At 56.1% G+C, this 20,549-nt stretch carries 21 protein-coding genes and 1 tRNA gene; 21 read left to right on the top strand and 1 reads right to left on the bottom strand.

Annotated elements, in window-relative coordinates:
• Positions 1–283 precede the first annotated feature (283 nt).
• The 13 genes from AC0TOF_RS01075 (at position 284) to AC0TOF_RS01015 (ending at position 12,420) form a co-directional block, all read left to right on the top strand.
• Positions 284–1,156: a carbohydrate ABC transporter permease gene (locus AC0TOF_RS01075; protein WP_036565766.1), complete on the top strand. Its 873-nt coding sequence runs from the start codon at positions 284–286 to the stop codon at positions 1,154–1,156.
• Positions 1,153–2,004 carry a carbohydrate ABC transporter permease gene (locus AC0TOF_RS01070; RefSeq protein ID WP_122003414.1) on the top strand — a complete coding sequence of 284 codons (852 nt, stop codon included), beginning with the start codon at positions 1,153–1,155 and terminating at the stop codon, positions 2,002–2,004. The genes AC0TOF_RS01075 and AC0TOF_RS01070 overlap by 4 nt, the downstream gene beginning before the upstream one ends.
• A 3-nt stretch (positions 2,005–2,007) precedes the next feature.
• Complete coding sequence (gene argH, locus AC0TOF_RS01065; protein ID WP_473766890.1) at positions 2,008–3,522, top strand: argininosuccinate lyase; 1,515 nt, start codon at positions 2,008–2,010, stop codon at positions 3,520–3,522.
• Complete coding sequence (locus AC0TOF_RS01060) at positions 3,522–4,556, top strand: ABC transporter ATP-binding protein (protein WP_114215646.1); 1,035 nt, start codon at positions 3,522–3,524, stop codon at positions 4,554–4,556. Before argH ends, AC0TOF_RS01060 begins: the two co-directional genes overlap by 1 nt.
• A complete protein-coding gene (locus AC0TOF_RS01055; protein WP_122003411.1) occupies positions 4,553–5,464 on the top strand; it encodes a sugar kinase in 912 nt (303 codons plus the stop codon). Before AC0TOF_RS01060 ends, AC0TOF_RS01055 begins: the two co-directional genes overlap by 4 nt.
• A gap of 376 nt (positions 5,465–5,840) precedes the next feature.
• A tRNA-Val gene (locus AC0TOF_RS01050) sits at positions 5,841–5,916 on the top strand.
• Between the two features lie 104 nt (positions 5,917–6,020).
• Complete coding sequence (locus AC0TOF_RS01045; RefSeq protein WP_473766889.1) at positions 6,021–7,634, top strand: site-specific integrase; 1,614 nt, start codon at positions 6,021–6,023, stop codon at positions 7,632–7,634.
• Positions 7,634–8,233 carry a hypothetical protein gene (locus AC0TOF_RS01040; RefSeq protein WP_473766888.1) on the top strand — a complete coding sequence of 200 codons (600 nt, stop codon included), beginning with the start codon at positions 7,634–7,636 and terminating at the stop codon, positions 8,231–8,233. Before AC0TOF_RS01045 ends, AC0TOF_RS01040 begins: the two co-directional genes overlap by 1 nt.
• Before the next feature lie 132 nt (positions 8,234–8,365).
• On the top strand, positions 8,366–9,553 hold the full coding sequence (locus AC0TOF_RS01035; RefSeq protein ID WP_473766887.1) for a phage portal protein: 1,188 nt from the start codon (positions 8,366–8,368) through the stop codon (positions 9,551–9,553).
• Complete coding sequence (locus AC0TOF_RS01030) at positions 9,550–9,900, top strand: gene transfer agent family protein (RefSeq protein WP_043062394.1); 351 nt, start codon at positions 9,550–9,552, stop codon at positions 9,898–9,900. The genes AC0TOF_RS01035 and AC0TOF_RS01030 overlap by 4 nt, the downstream gene beginning before the upstream one ends.
• On the top strand, positions 9,897–11,432 hold the full coding sequence (locus tag AC0TOF_RS01025) for a phage major capsid protein (RefSeq protein ID WP_473766886.1): 1,536 nt from the start codon (positions 9,897–9,899) through the stop codon (positions 11,430–11,432). The genes AC0TOF_RS01030 and AC0TOF_RS01025 overlap by 4 nt, the downstream gene beginning before the upstream one ends.
• A 5-nt stretch (positions 11,433–11,437) precedes the next feature.
• Positions 11,438–12,067: a hypothetical protein gene (locus AC0TOF_RS01020; RefSeq protein ID WP_473766885.1), complete on the top strand. Its 630-nt coding sequence runs from the start codon at positions 11,438–11,440 to the stop codon at positions 12,065–12,067.
• Positions 12,067–12,420 carry an HNH endonuclease gene (locus AC0TOF_RS01015; protein ID WP_473766893.1) on the top strand — a complete coding sequence of 118 codons (354 nt, stop codon included), beginning with the start codon at positions 12,067–12,069 and terminating at the stop codon, positions 12,418–12,420. Before AC0TOF_RS01020 ends, AC0TOF_RS01015 begins: the two co-directional genes overlap by 1 nt.
• Positions 12,421–12,422: 2 nt before the next feature.
• On the opposite strand, the gene AC0TOF_RS01010 is transcribed toward AC0TOF_RS01015, so the two are convergent.
• The gene (locus AC0TOF_RS01010; RefSeq protein ID WP_151643105.1) at positions 12,423–12,617 is read right to left on the bottom strand and encodes a hypothetical protein; all 195 of its coding nucleotides are present in this window, start codon (positions 12,615–12,617) and stop codon (positions 12,423–12,425) included.
• 91 nt (positions 12,618–12,708) lie between these two features.
• Between AC0TOF_RS01010 and AC0TOF_RS01005 the strand changes: the two genes are divergently transcribed.
• From AC0TOF_RS01005 to AC0TOF_RS00970, 8 genes are read left to right on the top strand one after another with little or no spacing between them, the layout of a single operon-like run.
• Entirely contained in the window at positions 12,709–13,209 is a 501-nt protein-coding gene (locus AC0TOF_RS01005; protein WP_473766884.1) for a hypothetical protein, read from the top strand.
• A complete protein-coding gene (locus tag AC0TOF_RS01000) occupies positions 13,196–13,501 on the top strand; it encodes a head-tail connector protein (RefSeq protein ID WP_473766883.1) in 306 nt (101 codons plus the stop codon). Before AC0TOF_RS01005 ends, AC0TOF_RS01000 begins: the two co-directional genes overlap by 14 nt.
• Complete coding sequence (locus tag AC0TOF_RS00995; protein WP_473766882.1) at positions 13,488–13,937, top strand: HK97-gp10 family putative phage morphogenesis protein; 450 nt, start codon at positions 13,488–13,490, stop codon at positions 13,935–13,937. Before AC0TOF_RS01000 ends, AC0TOF_RS00995 begins: the two co-directional genes overlap by 14 nt.
• Positions 13,934–14,350, top strand: a complete 417-nt coding sequence (locus AC0TOF_RS00990) for a DUF3168 domain-containing protein (RefSeq protein WP_473766881.1) — start codon at positions 13,934–13,936, stop codon at positions 14,348–14,350. Before AC0TOF_RS00995 ends, AC0TOF_RS00990 begins: the two co-directional genes overlap by 4 nt.
• Positions 14,350–14,667 (top strand): phage head closure protein, encoded by a 318-nt coding sequence (locus tag AC0TOF_RS00985; protein WP_473766880.1) that lies wholly within the window; start codon positions 14,350–14,352, stop codon positions 14,665–14,667. The genes AC0TOF_RS00990 and AC0TOF_RS00985 overlap by 1 nt, the downstream gene beginning before the upstream one ends.
• Positions 14,664–15,077: a phage terminase small subunit P27 family gene (locus AC0TOF_RS00980; RefSeq protein ID WP_473766879.1), complete on the top strand. Its 414-nt coding sequence runs from the start codon at positions 14,664–14,666 to the stop codon at positions 15,075–15,077. The genes AC0TOF_RS00985 and AC0TOF_RS00980 overlap by 4 nt, the downstream gene beginning before the upstream one ends.
• Positions 15,074–16,729, top strand: coding sequence for a terminase large subunit (locus tag AC0TOF_RS00975; protein WP_473766878.1), 1,656 nt, complete (start codon positions 15,074–15,076; stop codon positions 16,727–16,729). Before AC0TOF_RS00980 ends, AC0TOF_RS00975 begins: the two co-directional genes overlap by 4 nt.
• Positions 16,729–19,383, top strand: a complete 2,655-nt coding sequence (locus AC0TOF_RS00970) for a lysozyme family protein (RefSeq protein ID WP_473766877.1) — start codon at positions 16,729–16,731, stop codon at positions 19,381–19,383. The genes AC0TOF_RS00975 and AC0TOF_RS00970 overlap by 1 nt, the downstream gene beginning before the upstream one ends.
• Positions 19,384–20,549 lie beyond the last annotated feature (1,166 nt).

The raw sequence follows: 20,549 nt of genomic DNA, 5'->3' as shown, positions 1-20,549 counted from the left end.
GACAAAACAAATAGTTAGAGCGGTTCCGGCGATTCCGTTAAAACAGGAACCGCTCTAGAGCATTTCCAGCAAAAGTGTGAAACGGTTTTGCGTTGGAAAATGCGACAAAACAAATAGTTAGAGCGGTTCCGGCGATTCCGTTAAAACAGGAACCGCTCTAGGGCGCGGCTCATCCGTAGCCGAAGGATTTTGACACATGACAATGACTGTAGAGGCCGGGACGGCTGAAACAGGCGGTACGGGCAAGGGGCCTTCGGGCAACGGCCTGACGGACCGCCTTTCCATGCGCACAAGACGGTTGATCTGGGTGTGGAGCTTTCTGGCTCTCCCGATCCTGTTCTATTCGGTCATCCGCTTTTACCCGACGATAGAAGCCTTCTGGCTGTCGCTTACCGACTGGGACCTGATGAACCCGCCAAAGTTCATCGGCTTCGCCAATTACCAGAAGCTTTTTGCCGATCCCGAATTCTGGAAAGTATTCAGGAACACTTTCACCTATCTGCTGGTCGGCACGCCGATAAGCCTCGTGGTGGCGTTCACGATTGCCTATTTCCTGGATCGCGTGCGCATCATGCACGGGTTCATTCGCGCGCTCTATTTCCTGCCTTATCTCACGACCGCTGCGGCCATGGCATGGGTCTGGCGCTGGTTCTACCAGCCAGCCCCCATCGGCTTCATCAACAATATCCTGAATGCGCTGGGCCTTCCGCAGCAGGGCTTTCTGCGCTCGGTCGACCAGGGGCTCTATGCGATCATGGCGACGTCCATCTGGGCCGGTCTCGGCTTCCAGATCATCATCTTCATGGCGGGCCTGCGCGCTGTTCCAAACACCTTCTATGAAGCCGCGCGCATTGACGGCCTCGGCGAATGGGCGATCCTGCGCAAGATCACGATCCCGCTTCTGAAACCGACCACGGTATTCCTCGTCGTCTTCTCGTCCATCGGCTTCCTGCGCATCTTCGATCAGGTCTACAACATGACCACGAACGATCCCGGCGGCCCGCTCGGCTCCACCAAGCCGCTGGTGCTGATGATCTATCAGACGGCCTTCTCCTCCTATGCGATGGGTTATGCGGCAGCGCAAACCGTCGTCCTCTTCACCATCCTGCTTTGCGTCTCGCTGTTGCAGCTCTGGATTCTGAGGGAAAAGAAATGACAGCGTCCGCTCAAACGAAACCGCTCCCCTTCCAGAACCTCCGGCCCGGCCGCATCCTGACATGGACGCTGCTGCTCATCGGCGGTCTCATCATGGTCACGCCGCTGGCCTTCATGTTCTCCACCTCGCTCAAGACGGCAGGGCAGGTCTATGACCTGCGCCTGATCCCGGCAGAGCCGACATTGCAGAACTATGTCACCATCCTGGCCGATGGCCGCTTCATCCGCTGGTTCCTGAATTCCATGATCGTTGCGGTCGTGGTCACGCTGTCGAACGTCTTCTTCGACAGTCTCGTCGGCTACACGCTGGCGAAATTCCAGTTCCGCGGTCGCTATTTCATCTTCCTCGCCATCCTGTCCACGCTGATGATCCCCACCGAAATGCTGGTGATCCCGTGGTATCTGATGTCGAGCAAGCTTGGCTGGCTGGACAGCTATTGGGGCATCATGTTCCCCGGCATGATGACGGCCTTCGGCACGTTTCTCATGAAGCAGTTCTTCGAAGGCGTTCCCAACGACTTTCTGGAAGCTGCCCGCGTCGACGGCCTCAACGAATTCCAGATCTGGTGGAAAGTCGCCATGCCGCTGGTAACGCCTGCGCTGTCGGCGCTCGCGATCTTCACCTTCCTCGGCAACTGGACCGCCTTCTTCTGGCCGCTGATCGTCGCCACCAGCCCGGAGCTTTACACGCTGCCGGTCGGGCTTTCGAGCTTCGCCGTCGAGCAGTCCATCCAATGGGAAATGATCATGACCGGCGCGGCCATCGCCACGCTTCCCACGCTCGTCGTCTTTCTTCTTCTCCAGCGTTACATCGTGCGCGGTGTCATGCTCGCTGGCCTCAAGGGTTGAACCATGTCCGATCTCGATCCACGGCTGTCCGATAAAAGCGTCTTCCCCGATCCGGTTTACAAGGAAACCGTGCTTCGCCCGCTTTTCGACGGCGCCAAGACCCACCATGTCGACGGCTTTCGCCGCATCGACCGCGCCCATCTCGTCATGCTGGTTGAAACCGGCATTCTCGACCGCGAGCAGGCCGCAGCCATTGCCGGTGCGCTGGAAGCCATCGACAAGGAAATCGATCCTTCAAAGCTCACCTATACGGGTGAAGTGGAGGACTTCTTCTTCCTCATCGAAAAGGAGCTGAAGGCCCGCATCGGTGCCGATATTGCCGGTCGCCTTCACACGGCGCGCTCGCGCAACGATATCGACCACACCCTGTTCAAGCTTGGCCTGAAAGCCCGCATCGACACGCTGATGACGCAGGCGCGCAATCTGCTGGATAGCATGGTTGCGGCTGCGATACGCGAAAAACAGACGCTGATCGTCGCCTATACGCACGGCCAGCCTGCACAGCCATCGACCTTCGGCCATTATCTTTCGGCGGCTATCGAGGTTCTCGTCCGCGACATGGAACGGATGGAAGCCGCGCGCGCCATCGTCAATCTGTCGCCCATGGGGGCGGCGGCCATCACCACCTCAGGCTTCCCTATTGACCGCGCACAGGTCGCCAGCCTGTTGGGCTTTGCCGCCCCCTTGCCGAATTCCTATAGCTGCATCGCGGCGGTGGATTACATCACCTCCACCTATTCGGCGCTGGAACTGATGTTCGTGCATCTTGGGCGTCTCATTCAGGACTTCCAGTTCTGGACCAGTTTCGAGGTCGGCCAGATTTATGTGCCGAACGCTTTCGTACAAATTTCGTCGATCATGCCGCAGAAGCGCAATCCGGTTCCAATCGAACATATGCGCCATCTGGCAAGCCAGACCATGGGCCGCGCCCGCACAGTGCTGGATGTGATGCACAACACGCCTTTCACCGACATGAACGACAGTGAAGGCGAAACGCAACAGATGGGCTATGAGGCATTCGCTTCCGCTGGCCGCGTGCTGGATCTTCTGGCCGCGTTCATCGGCGCGATCCGCATCGATCCGGCGCGTGTCGCCGAAAACATCCGCCGCTCCTGCATCACCATCACGGAACTTGCGGATTCGCTGGTGCGCATCGAAGGGCTTTCGTTCCGGCAGGCGCATGAAATCGCCGCCAGGGTTGCGCGGGCGGTCGTTACCATGGGCGGCGGTCTGGAAAAGGACGGTTTCGAGCCTTTCCTCGAAGCTTTCCGCGAATCCGCCGGGCGCGAGCCGTCCTTCGGGCGCGAGAAATTCGAGGAACTGGTCTCGCCGCAGCATTTCGTGGCGGTGCGGGATCGTCTTGGCGGCCCGGCGCCAACCGCGATGAATGCAGCGCTGGCGCGGCACAAGGCTGAGGCCGACCGCTTCAAGGCGCTGGCCGTCGATCATGCAGCCGCCGAAGCAAAGGCTGCGCGCGAACTCAATGATAAATTCAGTGCACTTGTGGAGACACGCTGATGGCAACCATCGAACTTGAAAAGCTGGTCAAGCGTTATGGCAAGGTCGAGGCGGTCCGGGCAATCGATCTCCAGATCAAGGACGGCGAATTCGTCGTTTTTGTCGGCCCTTCGGGCTGCGGCAAGTCCACGACCCTGCGCATGATCGCGGGGCTTGAGGACATTTCCGGCGGTCACCTGAAGATCGGCGGCGAAGTCGTCAACGAACGCGATCCGAAGCAGCGCAACATCGCCATGGTGTTCCAGAACTATGCGATCTATCCGCATATGACGGTTCGCCAGAATATCGGCTTCGGGCTTTATACGTCGAACCTTTCCAAGGCCGAGAAGGACAAGCGGATCGAAGAAACCGGCAAGGCGCTCGGTCTTGAACCCTATCTCGACCGTCGCCCGGCGGCACTGTCCGGCGGCCAGCGCCAGCGCGTCGCCATCGGTCGCGCCATGGTGCGTAATCCGTCGGCCTTCCTTTTCGATGAGCCGCTGTCGAACCTCGATGCCCAGCTTCGCGCGCAGATGCGCATTGAAATCAAGCGCTTGCATCAGCGTCTTAAGACGACGACCGTTTATGTGACGCACGATCAGGTTGAAGCCATGACCATGGCCGACCGCATCGTGGTCATGCGCGACGGTCGCATTCTTCAGACCGGCACGCCGACAGAGCTTTATGAAAACCCGACCGATGTGTTCACGGCGCGCTTCATCGGCAGCCCGTCGATGAACCTCATTGCAGGCCGTCGCAGCGGTGCGGGCGTTGAGCTTGCGCCTGATGGCGACATTCTGGTCGGCGTTCGTCCGCACGACCTGAAAGTCGAGGAGGGGACGGCCAATGGTCTATCGCTCACCGGCACGGTGACGGCGGTTGAGCCGCTTGGCGCGGAAACGCTGGTGCATCTTGATGTCAACGGCGTTTCGGTGATTGCAACGGCTCCGGGCAAGGTCATTCCGGCGACGGGCGGCACGCTTGCCGTGTCTGCGCCTGCCGGAAGCCTTTATCTCTTCGACGCGAAAACCGAGAAGAGTCTGGGCCGCCTATGATGCCGCAACAATTCAAGCGTCCGGCTGTCCTCAGCATCGGACGGATTTACTGCGACCTCATCTTCACCGGGCTGCAATCGCTGCCGCAGCCGGGGCGCGAGATTTTCGCCGAAAACATGAAGATGGCGGCAGGCGGCGGCGCGTTCATTTCCGCTGCCCATCTTGCCCATGCGGGCAGGGCGGTGGCGCTGGTTGCGCGGCTTGGCTTTGACGGCCTGTCGCGCGGGCTGGAGCCGGACCTGAAGATCGATGGCGTCGACTTGCGCTTTCTGGAACGCGCCGACGATGCCGGGCCGCAGGTGACGGTGGCCAGCGTGATCGGCAACGACCGCGCCTTCCTGTCGCGCCGCGCCGGTTCAGCGCTTCCCGCCACGCTTTCCGCCGCTTTGGCATGGAAGGATGCCGGGCATCTGCACATCGCCGAATTTGCAACGCTGCACGAAATTCCAGGTCTCGTGCAGCAGGCAAAGGCTGCCGGACTTTCCGTCTCGCTCGACCCGAGCTGGGATGAGACCCTGATCTATGATCCCGGCCTGCTCGCGGCCTGCGAGGGCGTCGACATCTTCCTGCCCAACCGCGAGGAAGCGCAGGCCATCACCGGCCATGACGATCCGGCGAAGGCGCTCGATGCGCTTGCAGGTCATTTCCCCGTTGTCGCGTTGAAGGGCGGCGGCGAGGGGGCGTGGCTTCGCACTGCCGAAGCCGACATTCACATGGCGGCAAAAGACGTGCCGGTCATCGATACGACCGGCGCGGGCGATGCCTTCAATGCAGGCTTCATCGATTCGTGGCTTGAAGGCCATGACGTCCATCGGGCACTTGCCGCAGGGATCGAATATGGAAGCCTTGCCGTGCAAGCGGCAGGCGGCGCATCCATCCTGCGTTCGCCCGAACGACTGGTCGGATAGGACAAGGGGCGGGGCGGCTTTCATCGCCCCTCCCATACAACTCGCGAACCGGCGTTCCATAATGCGATGCATCAAATGCATGAAGTTGGACGCGAGGCAAATTGAGGCATTTTCGTGATTTGCGCGCTTCTGTCGGCTTTGGCGGCAAAAACACACCATTCATGCCGCTAAATCCCTCGAAATTTGTGGCGACGACATGGCATTTTGCGCACATTTTCGCGGCAGCAGCGTCCGGCGGCTGCTCTTGATCGTCTGGCGGCCCTATTGGCCTGCGGAAAACCGCAAGAAAGACGCTGAATGCCGATTTTTGCACTTGCGCTTGTCGCACGAATTGCCTAAACGGCTCTCACGACTTGCCGCACACCGGCACACAGTCGGGCGATTAGCTCAGTTGGTAGAGCGCTTCGTTTACACCGAAGATGTCGGGAGTTCGAGTCTCTCATCGCCCACCATTCCATCCTATTGAAATCATTAGAACCCCTTGCGTTGTAAGGCTTTTCGCCCATATTGACGTCACAAATTGCGTCACAAATTGCGTCACAAAATGGGTTTGAGCATGGCTGGCAAGCTGCGACATTGGAAAGAACGGAACGGGCGTTATTCGGCCCGCGTTGTGATCCCGCCTTATCTGCGAATCTATCTTGACGGCAAATCGGAACTTGAAATTCAGCTAGGCGGCGATAAGCGTGACGCCTTGCGCAAGCACGCCGCAGCCGTCGCTTCCATCCAGAAGCAAATCGGTATTGCTCGACAGAAGTATGAAGCAGCAACCGGGCAGCAAGCGAGAGAACCATCTTATCCGCTGACGGCCAAGCAGATCGCGCTACGTGATTACGAAAGCCAGATTGTCTTTGATGCTGAAATCCGGGCGCATGATCATAACTACGCACAATTTGAAGTCGATGCCGACATAGCCACGATGTTCCGAGATGGATATTCAGGCAAGCTTACAGATGACGAACTCGACAGAATTGTGGGAACACGCGTCCGCCGTGCGCAGCTTCGCGGAAACACTATCGCTGAAAAGGGATCACCCGAATGGCGAGAAATTGCCCGTGCGTTGTGCATTTCCGGCTATGAGGCAATGGCACGTCAGTATGAGCGCAACGAAGGTGATTTTAATGGTCAGCCCACGCACCCGCTTTTGAGCGCTGCCATTCAGGAAGAAGCCGCCCCGGCCCATATCGTTACCTTTGATCAGATTATTGACGACGAAACCAAGCGGCGCTCGCGTGGCAAGAACGCCAAGCCATTGCCGGAAAGAACGGTGAAGAAGTATCGGGACGCTGCAAAGGAATTTGCGAAGCACCGGAAATCAAATAACGCTGCCACGGTAACAGCGATTGAGGGAAAACGCTGGATTGAGGCTATGCAGGACGCTGGCGAAAACAGCAACAGAACCGTCAAAGCCAAGTTTCAAAATGTTCGCACCGTCATGAATTGGGGCCGTCAGAATGATCCCGAAAACTTCTTCCCGGCTGGCAATCCGCTCAATGGGATCAAAACACCGGACTACAAAACCATCCCGTCTTATTTGCGCGCCTACACCATGGAAGAAGCCAAGCTTGTTTTGAATGCAGCGCGGGCGGAAGCGAAACCTATGTTTCGCTGGATACCGTGGCTTTGCGCCTATTCCGGTATGCGCGTGAGCGAAGCCGCAAGTTTGCATAAGGAAGACTTTTTCAAAGTGGGCGAACGCTGGTTTTGGAAAGTGACCAGTGCAGGCAATCGGACGCTCAAAAACGATAGTAGTGAGCGCCGTATTCCCGTTCATAAGGCTTTGGCGGATGAAGGGCTTATTCAATTTGTTGAAACGTCATCCGGCGGGCGCCTATTCCGAGGTGAAACCAAGCACGAAATCACGGTGCAGCCGCGGGTATCAACTTGGGTTCGTGAGCTAATTCCAATGGAAAAGCACCCCGAACTATCTCCTAATCACGGCTGGCGTCACCTTTTCGAAGACCTATGCAGACGCGACCGCGTGCCGGAAGATGCCAGAAACTACATGACGGGCCGGTCAGATGGCAGTTCGCAAGAGTTGTATGGACGAAGTGATATCATGTTACCGGGACTGGCTGATGCAATGGATCAAGTTCAGGCTATCGAAATCACGACCGGAAACGTCGCGATAAGTTCTCAAGAACATTTTTCAAATGAGGCAAATAACTAATGAAAAATCCTTACTGGCACCAATACGAAAAACCCCACGTAATAGATTTTGATGAGATTAGGGATTTATGTATTGACGCATATTTGATCGTTTCTTCAAGTAATGCGCTTTCTGGTCAAGAGGAAGAAGATGTATCAAACTCTCTAAACAGATACTTTTTTCGAGTAGCGGAAGAAAGGTTGTCGGCTTCTTTGTTGGATATTGCCATTAGAATGAGAGTATTTGATGATATTTTATCAAGCGGTGATGATGAGAAAGTATATAAGAAGATAATATCAGATTCAGATGGTATTGGAAATTTGATTTGGAAAGACAAAGATGGCGATAAGAACGTAGATTTGGAGTTTCGAGAAGCATGTAACAAAATAATCCATGCTTGTGATGTGCGCCCTGTCTACGACAACGACGGAAATTCGAGAGATGAGAATTTTGCTTGGGGCATGACAGGTGTGGTGGAGCTTTCCGGCAAACAAGGCAAACGCGAGTGGGACGTCTGGCTTAACGTCGACGAATTTCTGACTGTTTGTATCGATATTGCCAATCACTTTCTGCCGCTATCTGAGGAAGTAAACGACGATACAATAGGAAAATCATCATAAAATAAGAATTAATTCTTAAAAGGGATTCACATTTGATTCGTGATATGAGAGAATCCGCGTCAAGTTAAATCTGGCGTGGGTTCAGTTTTGTTGCGTAAAGAGTTTGGCCGCGTAGCTAAGGCCTTTGGTATTGTGAAGGATCGAAAGGCGTATTCGACCTCCGATCCTTCCCTTGCCGGAATATTCGGCGTTCGCCCTACTTATTCAGGCGTAAACCTGAGCGGCACGAATGCGCTTTATGTTCCTGCCGTCCTGCAAGCCGTTCGCCTTATCTCTGAAACTATTGGGTCTTTACCTTGCAAGGTCTATCAGGAAACTGATGACGGTAAGGAAGCGGCCAAGGATCATTCGGCCTATCGCCTTGCGCACAAGTGGGCGAACGAATGGACGAGCGCGGGCGAGCTTCGCACCGTTCTGACTGCCGACGCCATTGTTTATGGCAATGGCTTCGCGAAAGTCGTTCGTTTCGATGATGGCAGGCCCTTTGAGCTTCACCGCCTGAACCCCGGCACCGTCTCAATCCTTGAGGACGAATATACCGGCGCGCCCGTTTATCGCGTGTCCGAAAAGGGCGGTTCGCGCGAATATCCCCACACTGAAATTCTTCACGTCCCGTCTTTCCTTGGCACGTCGCCTATTGAATTTGGCAAGGAAGCAATTGGCCTTGCGGCGATCCTTGAACGCCACGGCGCACAGTTTTTTAGCTCTGGCGCTCGCCCTTCCGGCATCATCACCAATGAGAAATCGCAGGGAAGTGAAGCGGGCGCAAAGACCGTAGCCAATATTTTGGCTTCATTCCGCAATTGGCAGAACGGCAGCAAGGGCGATCCCTTGGTCATGGATGCAGGCTGGAAATACGAACAGCCTGCCATGACCTCTACCGACGCGCAGTTTCTTGAAAACCGCCTTGAGCAGATCAATGAAGTTGCCCGCGTCTTTGGCGTCCCGCCGCATCTTCTTTATCAACTAGACCGCGCCACGTGGAGCAACGCCGAACAGATGGGCGCAAGCTTCCTGCAAATGTGCCTTCGCCCGTGGCTGGACCGCTGGCAAGACGCTTACGCCATGGTGTTGCTGTCCGAAGACGAGCGCGACAACCACTATTTTGAATTCGTCACGGCAGACCTTGAGCGCGCAGACGCCGCAGGCCGCGCCGACATTTACACGAAGCTGATTGCTGCCCGCGTCTATACGCCGAATGAGGTCCGCGCCCGCGAAAACCTTCCGGCAATCGAAGGCGGCGACGAGCTTGCAAATCCCTACATCACCACGACCACGACCGGCCCCGCCAAGAGCGGGCCGGATAAGGAACCCGCATGACCGAACACCGCGCTTTCTTTGGCGACGGCGAAAAGACGTTCGCCCTTGCCAAAGAACAAATCAATGAACTTGAGCGCAAGGCCGGTTTCGGCATTGGCGCGCTCTATCAGCAGTTTGTCACGATGCAATTCCGCTTCGGTGACGCCCTTGAAGTCCTCCGGCTTGGTCTGATCGGCGGCGGGACTTCCCCGGTTCGGGCTTCGGAACTTATCGAAGCCTATGCGAAGCCGACGCCAATTGTCGAAATCTATGGCCTTGCCTTTGACATTCTGGAAACGCGTTGGAGCGGTCAACCGGCATCGGCAGAAATTAGCCAGGACGAAACCGGACAGGACGTTGCCGAATGAAGCAGCGCCTTGAAGTTAAAGCCGCCTTGTCGATTGATGACGCCGGGACCGTGACGGGCATTGCATGGCCGTTTAGCACCCCTGACCGCGTGGGCGACATGATTCAGAAGGGTGCAATTACTGCCCCGGCATCACTTCCCATGCTGTTTGCACATGATCAGGCGCAAGTTATCGGCGTTTGGGATCAGATCGCAGAAACGCCGAATGGCCTGACCGTCAAAGGCCGATTGCTGGTTGATGAAGTGGAGCGCGCCCGCGAAGTCCGCGCCATGATCCGCGCAAAGGCCGTCACCGGCCTTTCTATCGGTTTCGTTACCAAGTCCGCAAAGCCACGCCAGCGCGGGCGAATGATCACGGCCCTAGACCTTCACGAAATTTCCGTTGTCGCCGTCCCGTCGCATCCGGGCGCGCAGATCACTTCTATCAAAGCCGCTGATGCGACGGCACTGAATAAGGAAACCTTTATGGAAGACGAACTCGAAAACATCGAAACGAAGGCCGATCCGGTTATCTCGCCGGAAGAACTGGCAGAACTCAAAGCCCTGAAAAACGACGTTGCCACGATCAAGGCGAAGCTCAATCGTCCGTCCGCAGCGAACAATAACCAGCCCCGTGCCGTCAATGATAACGGCTTTGAGCGTAAGGCATTTACCGATTATCTGCGCACGGGCCGCGTTGAAGAAAAGGCGCTGGCATTTGGCACCCCTTCCACGGGCGGCATTCTAGCCCCGGATGAAACGGCCAAGACCATTCTGGAAAAGCTTGCCGAATTCTCGCCGGTTCGCTCGCTTGCAGCGTCTATCAGCATGAGCGGCCCGCTTTTGCAGCTTCCGCGCCTTGTCGATGAAGTGGAACCGGAAGAAGTCACCGAAACCGGCGACCGCCCGGAAAGCGAACCTTCTTTCGAACAGATTGACCTCAAGCCGTTTGAAATGGCTGTTGTCGTGCCGGTCACGCGTGTCCTTCTGGAAGACGCCCAGATTGACCTTGAAAGCTATCTTTCGAACCATATTGCTCGCCGTTTTGGTCAGAAGGAAGCCGCATGGTTCGTCAAGGGCAACGGCACGTCGCAGGCCGAAGGCGTTCTTACTTCGGCGGAAGTCACGGCCCATGAAGTTGAACAGATCGACGCCGATGCACTTATTGATTTGTTCTATTCGATCAAGACCGGCTATTCTGCTCGTGGCGCTTGGCTCATGAACCGTGGCACGATGGCAGTTGTGCGCAAGCTGAAGGATACGGACGGTTCGTATCTGTGGCAGCCTTCCATTGCCGCAGACGTTCCGCCGACCCTGCTTGGCCGTCCGGTTTACGAAGCCGTTGACATGCCGAACGTTGCCGCCGAAGCAACGCCCATTGTCTTCGGTGACTTCGCATCCGGCTACACCATTGCTGACCGCGTAGGTTTTTCTACGCTTCGCGATGAACTGACCGGCGCAGGCAATGGCATCATCAAGCTTCATGCACGTCGCCGTGTAGGTGGCCGCGTTGTCCTTGGAGAAGCCCTGACCAAGCTGAAGATTGCAGCTTAATCGCCATGACTTACAAGCGGCCCGCATATGAGGAAGTCACGATTGCGCACGGTGGAAACACCGTGTCGCTTCGCCCTTCATTGCGAGCCGCTTGCACCCTTGAAGCCCGTTACAGCTTCCCGGCGCTCTATAAGGCGCTGGACGAACAGAATTTCACGATCATTTCCGAAATCATCCTGTCTTGTTCGTCCTCTCGACAGGATGGAGCGGCTTTTCTGGCTGGCATACCCGGAAAGCCGCTCGCCCCTTTCTTTCGCGCCGTGCAACAGCCGCTTGCCGAACTTCTGATTATGTTTGCCCCGGCACCCGATCCGAAGGCCAAGCCCGCAACCGGCAAGGGCAAGCCTGCAACGTGGCAGGAAATCTATATCGCCCTTTATGAGCGTGCGACCGGCTGGCTCCACTGGACGCCGGAACAGGCGTGGAATGCCACACCGACCGAAATCGACCGCGCCTATCAGGCCCATATTGAACAGTTGAAGGCCATTCACGGCAGCGGCGACGAGAAAGACAAGCAGGAAGCCCAAAATCCCGACCCTGACCAAGCAGCCCGCAATATCGCGGCTGGCCTTGATCCCGAATTTGACCGCGCTGGCCTTCGCGCACTCAAGGCGAAGATTGCGAGCGGTTCATGATCACCAAACCGCCCCGCATCTGCTCTTGCGGCAATATCGTTCCCCATAGTCAGCTTTGCGCTTGCCAGATCAAGCAGAAGCGTGAGCGTAGCGCACGGCATGACGCCCAACGCCCGACCGCTGCACAACGTGGGTATAACTATGAATGGCGCAAGGTCCGCAAGGAATATCTGGCAATGCATCCCCATTGCCGGGAATGCGCACGGCATGGCCTGACCCGCCTTGCTACCGTTGTTGACCATGTCATTCCGCACCGTGGCGATAAGCGGCTTTTCTGGCATCGGGCCAATTGGCAACCGCTTTGCGAACCATGCCACAACTCAACCAAGCAGCGGCAGGAGCACAGCCTATGACGCTAGGCTTTTTGCTTCTGTATCCATTGGAGAGCTTCGGCTCGATTGGAGAAGCCAACATCGGAATTCACCTTATGGATGCGTCGGCCATTCACATCGATGATGTGCCCGACATCAAAGTATTCCGTAATACGTCCGTCACGATCAGCGATTGTCTGTCTGTGTATGTAAAAGTTGCCGTGTTCTTCAATATCCATTGTCTCATGCCCTCCAACTCTGTGAGAGCACATACGTATCTGATTCAATCGCCGTATGTCGAACGTCCCATTTGCCGGATGAGGTTTTAGTATGACCCCGGCAGAACGCGCTCGCCAGATCGATAGGGAAGAATTTGAAGCCGAATGCGCGGCTATTCGACAGCGTGCCTATGCACGTTTCAACGTTAAACCTCGACCCGATAAACGCGTGCGGGAATGGATTGAACGCACCGAACCGAAACACAAGTTCAGCCTTGCCACACCTCGACAGCACCGCAATGCGATTGAAAGGTCAAATCGCACCCATGCTGCAAACGCCAAGCTTTACGAAGCGTTCGGCCACAGGCGCACCCTCAAGGAATGGGCAGCGGAAACAGGCATGTCACGAAACACGATCCGCAATCGGATCAAACTCGGATGGACCGTTGAGCAAGCCCTGACCCTTAGCAAAAACGCCCATGCTCGCAAGCATTCGAACTGCTCACCGGGGGTAGTCTCTAATTTACCTAAAGAAAAAGGGACCGGCGCGGGGAGCACTGCACAAGAGACACCGAATATAAGTTTTTCAGGAAATCAGAATGTCAGCAATTAGCCTTGAAGTCGCAAAGGCTCATATGAAGGTAGACGGAACCGCCGAAGATGAGCTTATCTCGCTTTACATCGAAGCGGCAGAAACGTGGTGCGGGAATTACATCGGCAAGCGGATTGCTGACCTTGATACCGTCCCGGCAGACGTGAAACTTGCGATTTTGCGCCTTGTTTCTTTCTATTTTGAAGCCCGTTCGGTCGCAACGTTCGGCCTTTCTATGCAGATCGCGCCGCAAAGTGTCGCTTCGGTTCTAGATAGCTATCGCGAAAAGTGGTTCCACGATGGCACGGAATAAAGATTTGCAGCGCATTTTCGCGAAACTGGACGCCATACCGGAAGCCATTCGCCAGCAGATCAAGCCGGAACTCATGAAGGGCGCGGAAGAAATCGCCAGCCTGCAACGTGGCTTTGCCGAAGCGTCCCGCGATACCGGCGCGCTCATTGACAGCATCGCAGTCACCGGCCCCGGCGAACAGACCCCGCCATACTCGCAACCGGGCGGCAGTCATACCGTGCCGGAAGGTGCTGTCATGATCACGGCAGGCAATAAGGAAGTTCGATATCCGCACCTTGTCGAATACGGAACCAGCAAAGCCGAAGCGCAACCGTTCTTCTGGCCCGGCTATCTGCTTGGCAAAAAGAAGGCCCTGAGCCGTATCAACCGGGCGGGCCGCAAGATCATCCGCCAGACTTGGAGCAAGGGAACCCCGTCGAAAGGAAGCGACCAATGATTGAGCCGACTTTGGCCCTCCAAACCGCTATCCGTTCCCGGCTGGTTTCATCGCCGGACGTGGTTGCGGTTGTTCCGGCTGACCATATCCGCAGCGGTAGCACCCGGCCTGACAAAACGCCCGCAATAATAATGAGCAATGGTAGCACGGCCCTGCATGGTTACGATTATACCGCGCAGCGCATGGCGTGGGTTTATCTCGATTTGCACATTTGGACGCTCGACGCCGGACAGGAGGCAGTCAAGGAAATCGCAGGCGCGGTTATGGCTGCGCTCGACAAGAAAAATATCCAGATCGAAGGCGGCTATTGCGATCATTTCCGCGTCACGAAATCCATATTCCCGCGTGATCCTGACCCTGCATACGGACATGGCATCCTGTCAGTGGAAGCCCTTATCAGGTGGATTGTCTGATGCTGAATATCGGAAAACTGAATCGCCGCATCGCCATTGAGCGCGAAACCGAAATCGTGAAGCCGTCCGGCAGTGTCGTGAAGACGTGGACGCCGGTTGCAACCGTTTGGGCGGAAGTCCTGCAACAGACGGCAACTGAATTCTTTACCGGCTACGGCGAGGCCGAAACCGGCACCATGATTTTCCGTGTCCGATATCGCCCTGGGATCACGACCGCCGACCGCGTGACCTACAACGGCAGCGCCTATGGCTTGAAGGAAATCAAGGAACTTGGCAACCGCGACGGCTTGGAACTTCGCGGGGAGGCATTGAAATGACCCGTGGCGTGAAGCCCGCAACCATCATTCTGGGAACATCGCCGGTTACCGCGATCCCGAAAACCCCGTCATATTTGTCAAAAGAGGCGAAGGCGGAATGGCGCCGTGTGGCGCCGATCCTGATAGACGAACGCAAGGTTTTGACCGAAGCTGACCTTTCGGCGCTGGAAAACTATGTAATTGCCGTCGCAACCATGCGGCAGGCGCACAAGGAACTTCATGCGACCGGTTTGCTAATCGCCGGGAAACGCAATCCGCTTTCGACGATCCTACTACAGGCGCAGCAACAGCAATTGCGTGCGGCTGGCGAACTCGGCCTTACCCCTGCCGCCCGATCCCGTGCGGCCATGATGGAAGCCGCCGACGATGACGATGACAATCCACTTATGATCGGCAGGAGCCGCCCTTGAGCAAGAGCGCATTCCCGCATTGGATTTATGACGGCTCCCCAATCCCGGACCCCTTCGGATACGGGCAGGACGCCGTTGACTTTATTCAGGCGTTGAGACATCCGGCCAGCACCGCGCCGAAACGGGCATTTCAGCTTTTTGACCCTTTCGAACGCATCACGCGGCGCATCTATGGACCTCGGCACCCGGACGGGCGCAGAATTGTGAAGACGGTTTTCCTTATGCTCGGTCGTGGGAACCGTAAAACCAGCCATGCTGCCGCGTGGTCGCTTTTGCATCTCATAGGCCCCGAAGCCGTTCCGGCTGGACAGGTAATTTTTGCGGCGTGCGACCGCGAGCAGGCGGGCATAGGCTTCAGGGAAGCGGCGAACATCGTTCGCGAGGATAAACGCCTTGTCGCCGCGACAAAGATCAATGAAGCCCATAACGCCGCGAAGCAAATCAAGAGTTTGCGGAACGGCGCGACCTTGAAAGCTATTTCCAGTGACGGCAAGGCACAGCACGGCACCACGCCGACCTTTGTGCTTGTCGATGAAATTCACGCTTGGAAGGGGCGCATCCTTTGGGAAGCAATCGACAGCGGCATGGTGAAGGCAGATGACCCGCTTATGATCATTTGCACCACGGCAGGACGTGGGCAGGACAACGTAGGTTTTGAGCTTTACGATTACGCCTATAAGGTCGCGACCGGCGAGATTGAGGACCCATCATTCTTGCCGATCCTGTTTCAAGCCGATCCCGGCGACGACTGGCGCAACGAAAAGACGTGGTTGAAGGCTAATCCCGGCCTGCCGTTCGGCTTTCCGAACATTGACGGCTTGCGGAAGGCGGCGCGCACGGCAGAGAACAGCCCGCCCGCCCGATACCAGTTTCAGCAATTCAACCTGAATATCTGGCAGGCCGCTTCCCGCGATCCCCTGTTTGATATGGCCGTCTATGACGCCGGTTGCGATCCGCATTTTGACCTTGCCGACCTTGAGGCGCTTCCCTGCTATCTTGGCGTTGACCTGTCCCGTTCCGGCGACCTGACCGCTATAGTTGGCGCGTGGAAGCACGATGACGGGCGCATTTCGGTTTATCCTTGGTTCTTCCTGCCGTCCGAAGGCTTGGACGAGAAAGCGCGGCTTGAACAGGTTCCCTATCCCCGGTGGCGTGACGATGGGCTTTTGCGCGTCATTGACGGTTCCGTCATCGAACCGGACGCCATAGCCGACCAGATTATTGACCTTTGCGGCACTTATGACGTGCGGGAAGTGGTTTTTGACCCGTCGCTTGCCGGGCCGATCATGACGAAGCTTACGGACGCGGGCATTAACGTTTTGCAGCTTCCGCAGACGCCGAAGAATATGCACGGCCCGATTTGCGACCTTGAACGCATCGTCAACGGGAAGCGCATCCGGCACGACGCGCACCCGATCTTGCGCAATCATTTTGAAAGCGTGGTGGTGAAGCGGGCGACCAATGCCGGGGAACTGACCACGATGCACAAGGGCACTCGGCATAGCAACCACATTGATGGAGCTATCGCGTCGGCGCTCGCGGTTTTCCGTGCAGCCGCGAACGATAATCAGCGCTCTATTCACGACGATCCCGAAGAATTTGAACGGCTTATCCGCGAAGCGGAAGCCGCAGCTATGAAAGAGGCCGCGTAATGGCAAACCCGGTTACTGACGAAGAACGCTTGGCGATTGTGATGCAACTGAAATATGACCAGTTGCAAAAGCAGATTGCACGCGGGCAGAAGGCGCTTGACCGTGGAACCAGCGCCATGGAAAAGCGGACGAAGCAGGCCGCTGACAATATGGACAAGACCATGGGGAAAGCCGCTGGCAGTATCAGCGACAAGCTTTCCGGCATGTTCGCGCCCTTTGTTGCCGGTGGTGCGGTTGCCGCAGTTGCGAGCAGCATCAAGCAGATTGCTTCCACGGTCGCGGAAGTCAGCCGCGAAGCTGACAAGGCCCGCGTGTCAACGAAGGTTTGGCAGCAATGGACCTATGTTGCCAAGGCGACCGGCGCGAGCGTGGACGGCGTAACCGACGCCTTCAAGGAACTGAATATTCGCGGTGACGAATTCGCCCGCACTGGCAAGGGCAGCGCACAGGAAGCCTTTGAACGGCTCGGCCTGACTGCCGCAGATGTTGCCGAACGCTTGCGTGATCCTTCCGCCTTCCTTGATGAGATTATTGCCAAGCTGCAAAAGATGGACAAGGCCGCGCAGGCCCGCAATCTTGACGAGCTTTTCGGCGGCACGGGCGCGGAAGAACTTTCCAAGGTGCTTGGTCTTTCTGTTGACCAAATCCAGAAGCTTCGCAGCGAAGCCGCACTTTTCGCCGACGAACAGCTTGAGGCCGCAAGAAAGATTGATGCTCAATGGGAAACCATGTGGCGTAACGTCTTGGTATATTCCAAGCAGGCCGCTATTCAGAGCGTCGGCTATGCTCGCCAGATTGCAGACGCAATCAATACCATTACCGGGAATAACTACATCGCAGCCAAACGGGATTATGCCCTTTCCGATGAAGGCCGGTTGAATACCTTTCTTGAGCGCCGCGCCGACATTCTGGAACGCATCAACGATCTTCGCAACAAGCCTGACTTCGATGACGCGATTGACGGCCTTGCCTTGTCGCGGCTGGAAGCCGATCTTGAAGCCGTTGACAACCAGATTGCCAGCCTGACCCCGCATAGCAAGGAATTTGCCGCAGCGCTTCGCGAGTTGTCGAATATCACGCTTGGCGCGTCCGGTGCATTCAACGGCACCGCAGCCGCAGCGGCAAATTTTAAGCAGGCCCTTACCGACCTGAAAAACATGGTGCCAGAACTCAAAGCCGAACTGGACGAGCTTGCGAAGCTTGACCAGATAGACGCCGCGTTTCAACGTGCCATGCAGAATGCCAAATCCCCGGCAGAGATTGAGGAAGCGGCCCGCATCCGTGATCAGGCCCGCACGGTTGCCAGCTTTGGCAGCTTCAAGGAATTGCTTCCGTTGCTCGGAGCGGCAGAAGGCACCGACAAGGGGCGCGGCTACAATGAAACCCTTGGTTACGGCAAGTTTACCGGTGGTAATCGCAACCTCACCGGCATGACGATTAATGAAGTCCTCGCCTTGCAAAAGCAGATGCTTGCGGACCCGAACAACACTTACAATTCGTCCGCACTTGGCCGTTACCAAATCACGCGTGAAACCTTGTTGGATTTCATGCCCCGGCTCGGCCTTGCTGGCGATCATCTTTTTGATGAGAAGGTGCAGGACGCGATTGCACAAGCTATTGCCGCTTCCACTGGCGGGGATGTTGAAAAGCTTCGGGGCCGGTGGGAAGGCTTGCGCCGCGTTGACGCCGATACGATCCGCACCGCCTATAACAACACGCAAACGGTCCCGGATAAGCTTCCGCCTTCCGAAAGCCAGCAGAAGGCCATAGACGAAATCAAACGGCAGGATGAAGCCCGCAAGAGCCTTAACCAGACCGTGCAGGAAGGGCTTGACCAAGCCCGTTTTGAACAATCCCTGACCGGCATGACCGCAAGTCAAAAGCGTGTCGAACTGGAACTTTACCGCTATCAGCAGGACGCGAAGCGCAACGGCCTGACCCTGACTGATGAGGAAATCAGGAAGGCCCGCGAACAAATCACCATGACGGAACAGCTTCGCCTTGCACAGGCGCAGGCCGCGAACGAAGCGCAGGGCTTGCGCACGGCACAAGAATATTTTGCGCAGAGCTTCACGTCATCACTGTCGGGCCTCCTGACCGGCACCACGAGTTTGACGGACGCCGTGCGGAATCTTGCTAGTTCGCTCATGGACGCCGTTTTGCAGGCTTCCTTGCTTGGACAGGGACCGCTTGCCGGATTGTTCGGCACGGCAGGCGGTGGTGGGCTTTTCGGCGCTATCTTCGGATGGGCCGAAGGCGGCTATACCGGCCCCGGTGGAAAGCACCAGCCTGCCGGTATGGTTCATAAGGGCGAATATGTCATGTCCGCAGCCGCGACCCGTCGCCTTGGCGTGAAAAACCTTGAACGCCTTCACCTGACTGCCAAGCGCGGTTATGCGGAAGGCGGTTATGTCGGCCCGACGCCTACGCTTCGCAATCCTGAATTGAAGGCCGCGAACAGTAACGCACCCGTGCAACAAATCAGCATTTCCGCGCCGATCACTGTGAACGGTAGCGCAGGCACACCGGAACAGAATACCGATTTGGCTAATAAACTCGCCCGCACCATGGAGCAATCTATGCGTGGCATGGTTGCGGATGAATTGCGACGCCAGACGAGGCCCGGAAACTACATGAACAGCCGCAGCCGCTAAGTTTGCCATAGCGAGTCACTGGTGCGGATTTTCTGTTCGTAAGGTGAATTCTTGCCTCAAGTGGTAAATGTTCGCCAGTGAGTCAATTTGTAGGAATATTCAATAGCGTCAAAACAAGAGTGGGTAGAAAAGAATCTGGAAAATCAAGACATATATAAATATAAACCCCAGAGGCCTGATTTCCTCTGGGGTTTTTGCATTCGCCGCCTCTGATAACAACGTATGCAACATTACTTATAGCAGAATTTTGATGCGATTGCACATTTTGTTTGAAAATTAATTCTTTGCCGGTCCCGCCACTTTTTGCTATATTTCTCTGTATCGTCTAGTGATGGGCGATTAAAAGCGGTCCTGATTATTTCGCTCTCTGAATAGGCTGGCATAGCCGCCGATGATTTCAAGCCATAAAGATCAGTCCCGTAGGTGCAGGCTCCGTTGAGCATTACGACCTGCAAAGGGCATCGAATTGCTAGACTTGGTTCGATGCTTCTTACGCCAGTTGATCCCGCAAGGATCATGAAGCTAGGAGTAAAAGCGGACAGGCTGACCCCCGCTTACCTGTAACAGGGTTTCCGAAGTCTAGTATGTTCTCCCCTAGCGCCCCGTCATATGGTGGTTCTATGGTGGCCTCAGATGAGAATTTGAGATTTTGGACTGGCTTTCACCTACAGCATAGAACAGACGCTTGCCGATAGGCCCTACGTCTTTCTGTGTGTTAGGTGAAGCTATGTCCAATTCCTAGATGAGCATTCAGGTTAATAGCTTTACCTTCCTTTCCCATTGAACGTTCAGAGCTTCCAAGCGACAGAAAGTCCGGCGAGCGCTAGCGAGCGGGCAAGGCCGAAGGCCGCGCAGGGAGGGAGCGAAGCGACCGAGTGTTTGGCTACCCGCCTATATTTCCCCCTGTCCGGCATGGGCTTTTTCAACAATCGTATGCGGTCCCGGCACGATCCCGCTATAAATGAATTGTCAGCCGTTATTGGCGTTCCGGCTGGCATCCTTGGTCAGTGAGTTAAGCCCCGTATCGCATCCCGTCGCGGTATGGGGCTTAATTTTTTCAAAGATAAGTAAGTGCTTACTTAACATAACTAATTGATTAGTAAGGAGTATTTGTCTTGCACAGTGATTCTTCGCATGTCATGCTTCCCTCGCAAATCAACCATTGA

Source organism: Ochrobactrum sp. PL_is501 (assembly GCF_055816895.1).
This window is presented reverse-complemented; position numbering and strand designations above follow the sequence as displayed.

Coding starts and splice junctions, on each gene's coding strand:
- AC0TOF_RS01060 (WP_114215646.1), top strand. CDS start 3,522: ATGGCAACCATCGAACTTGAAAAGCTGGTCAAGCGTTATGGCAAGGTC.
- AC0TOF_RS01020 (WP_473766885.1), top strand. CDS start 11,438: ATGACTTACAAGCGGCCCGCATATGAGGAAGTCACGATTGCGCACGGT.
- AC0TOF_RS01055 (WP_122003411.1), top strand. CDS start 4,553: ATGATGCCGCAACAATTCAAGCGTCCGGCTGTCCTCAGCATCGGACGG.
- argH (WP_473766890.1), top strand. CDS start 2,008: ATGTCCGATCTCGATCCACGGCTGTCCGATAAAAGCGTCTTCCCCGAT.
- AC0TOF_RS00985 (WP_473766880.1), top strand. CDS start 14,350: ATGCTGAATATCGGAAAACTGAATCGCCGCATCGCCATTGAGCGCGAA.
- AC0TOF_RS01005 (WP_473766884.1), top strand. CDS start 12,709: ATGACCCCGGCAGAACGCGCTCGCCAGATCGATAGGGAAGAATTTGAA.
- AC0TOF_RS01045 (WP_473766889.1), top strand. CDS start 6,021: ATGGCTGGCAAGCTGCGACATTGGAAAGAACGGAACGGGCGTTATTCG.
- AC0TOF_RS00980 (WP_473766879.1), top strand. CDS start 14,664: ATGACCCGTGGCGTGAAGCCCGCAACCATCATTCTGGGAACATCGCCG.
- AC0TOF_RS00990 (WP_473766881.1), top strand. CDS start 13,934: ATGATTGAGCCGACTTTGGCCCTCCAAACCGCTATCCGTTCCCGGCTG.
- AC0TOF_RS01025 (WP_473766886.1), top strand. CDS start 9,897: ATGAAGCAGCGCCTTGAAGTTAAAGCCGCCTTGTCGATTGATGACGCC.
- AC0TOF_RS00995 (WP_473766882.1), top strand. CDS start 13,488: ATGGCACGGAATAAAGATTTGCAGCGCATTTTCGCGAAACTGGACGCC.
- AC0TOF_RS01000 (WP_473766883.1), top strand. CDS start 13,196: ATGTCAGCAATTAGCCTTGAAGTCGCAAAGGCTCATATGAAGGTAGAC.
- AC0TOF_RS00970 (WP_473766877.1), top strand. CDS start 16,729: ATGGCAAACCCGGTTACTGACGAAGAACGCTTGGCGATTGTGATGCAA.
- AC0TOF_RS01040 (WP_473766888.1), top strand. CDS start 7,634: ATGAAAAATCCTTACTGGCACCAATACGAAAAACCCCACGTAATAGAT.
- AC0TOF_RS01010 (WP_151643105.1), bottom strand. CDS start 12,617: ATGGATATTGAAGAACACGGCAACTTTTACATACACAGACAGACAATC.
- AC0TOF_RS01070 (WP_122003414.1), top strand. CDS start 1,153: ATGACAGCGTCCGCTCAAACGAAACCGCTCCCCTTCCAGAACCTCCGG.
- AC0TOF_RS01030 (WP_043062394.1), top strand. CDS start 9,550: ATGACCGAACACCGCGCTTTCTTTGGCGACGGCGAAAAGACGTTCGCC.
- AC0TOF_RS01075 (WP_036565766.1), top strand. CDS start 284: ATGCGCACAAGACGGTTGATCTGGGTGTGGAGCTTTCTGGCTCTCCCG.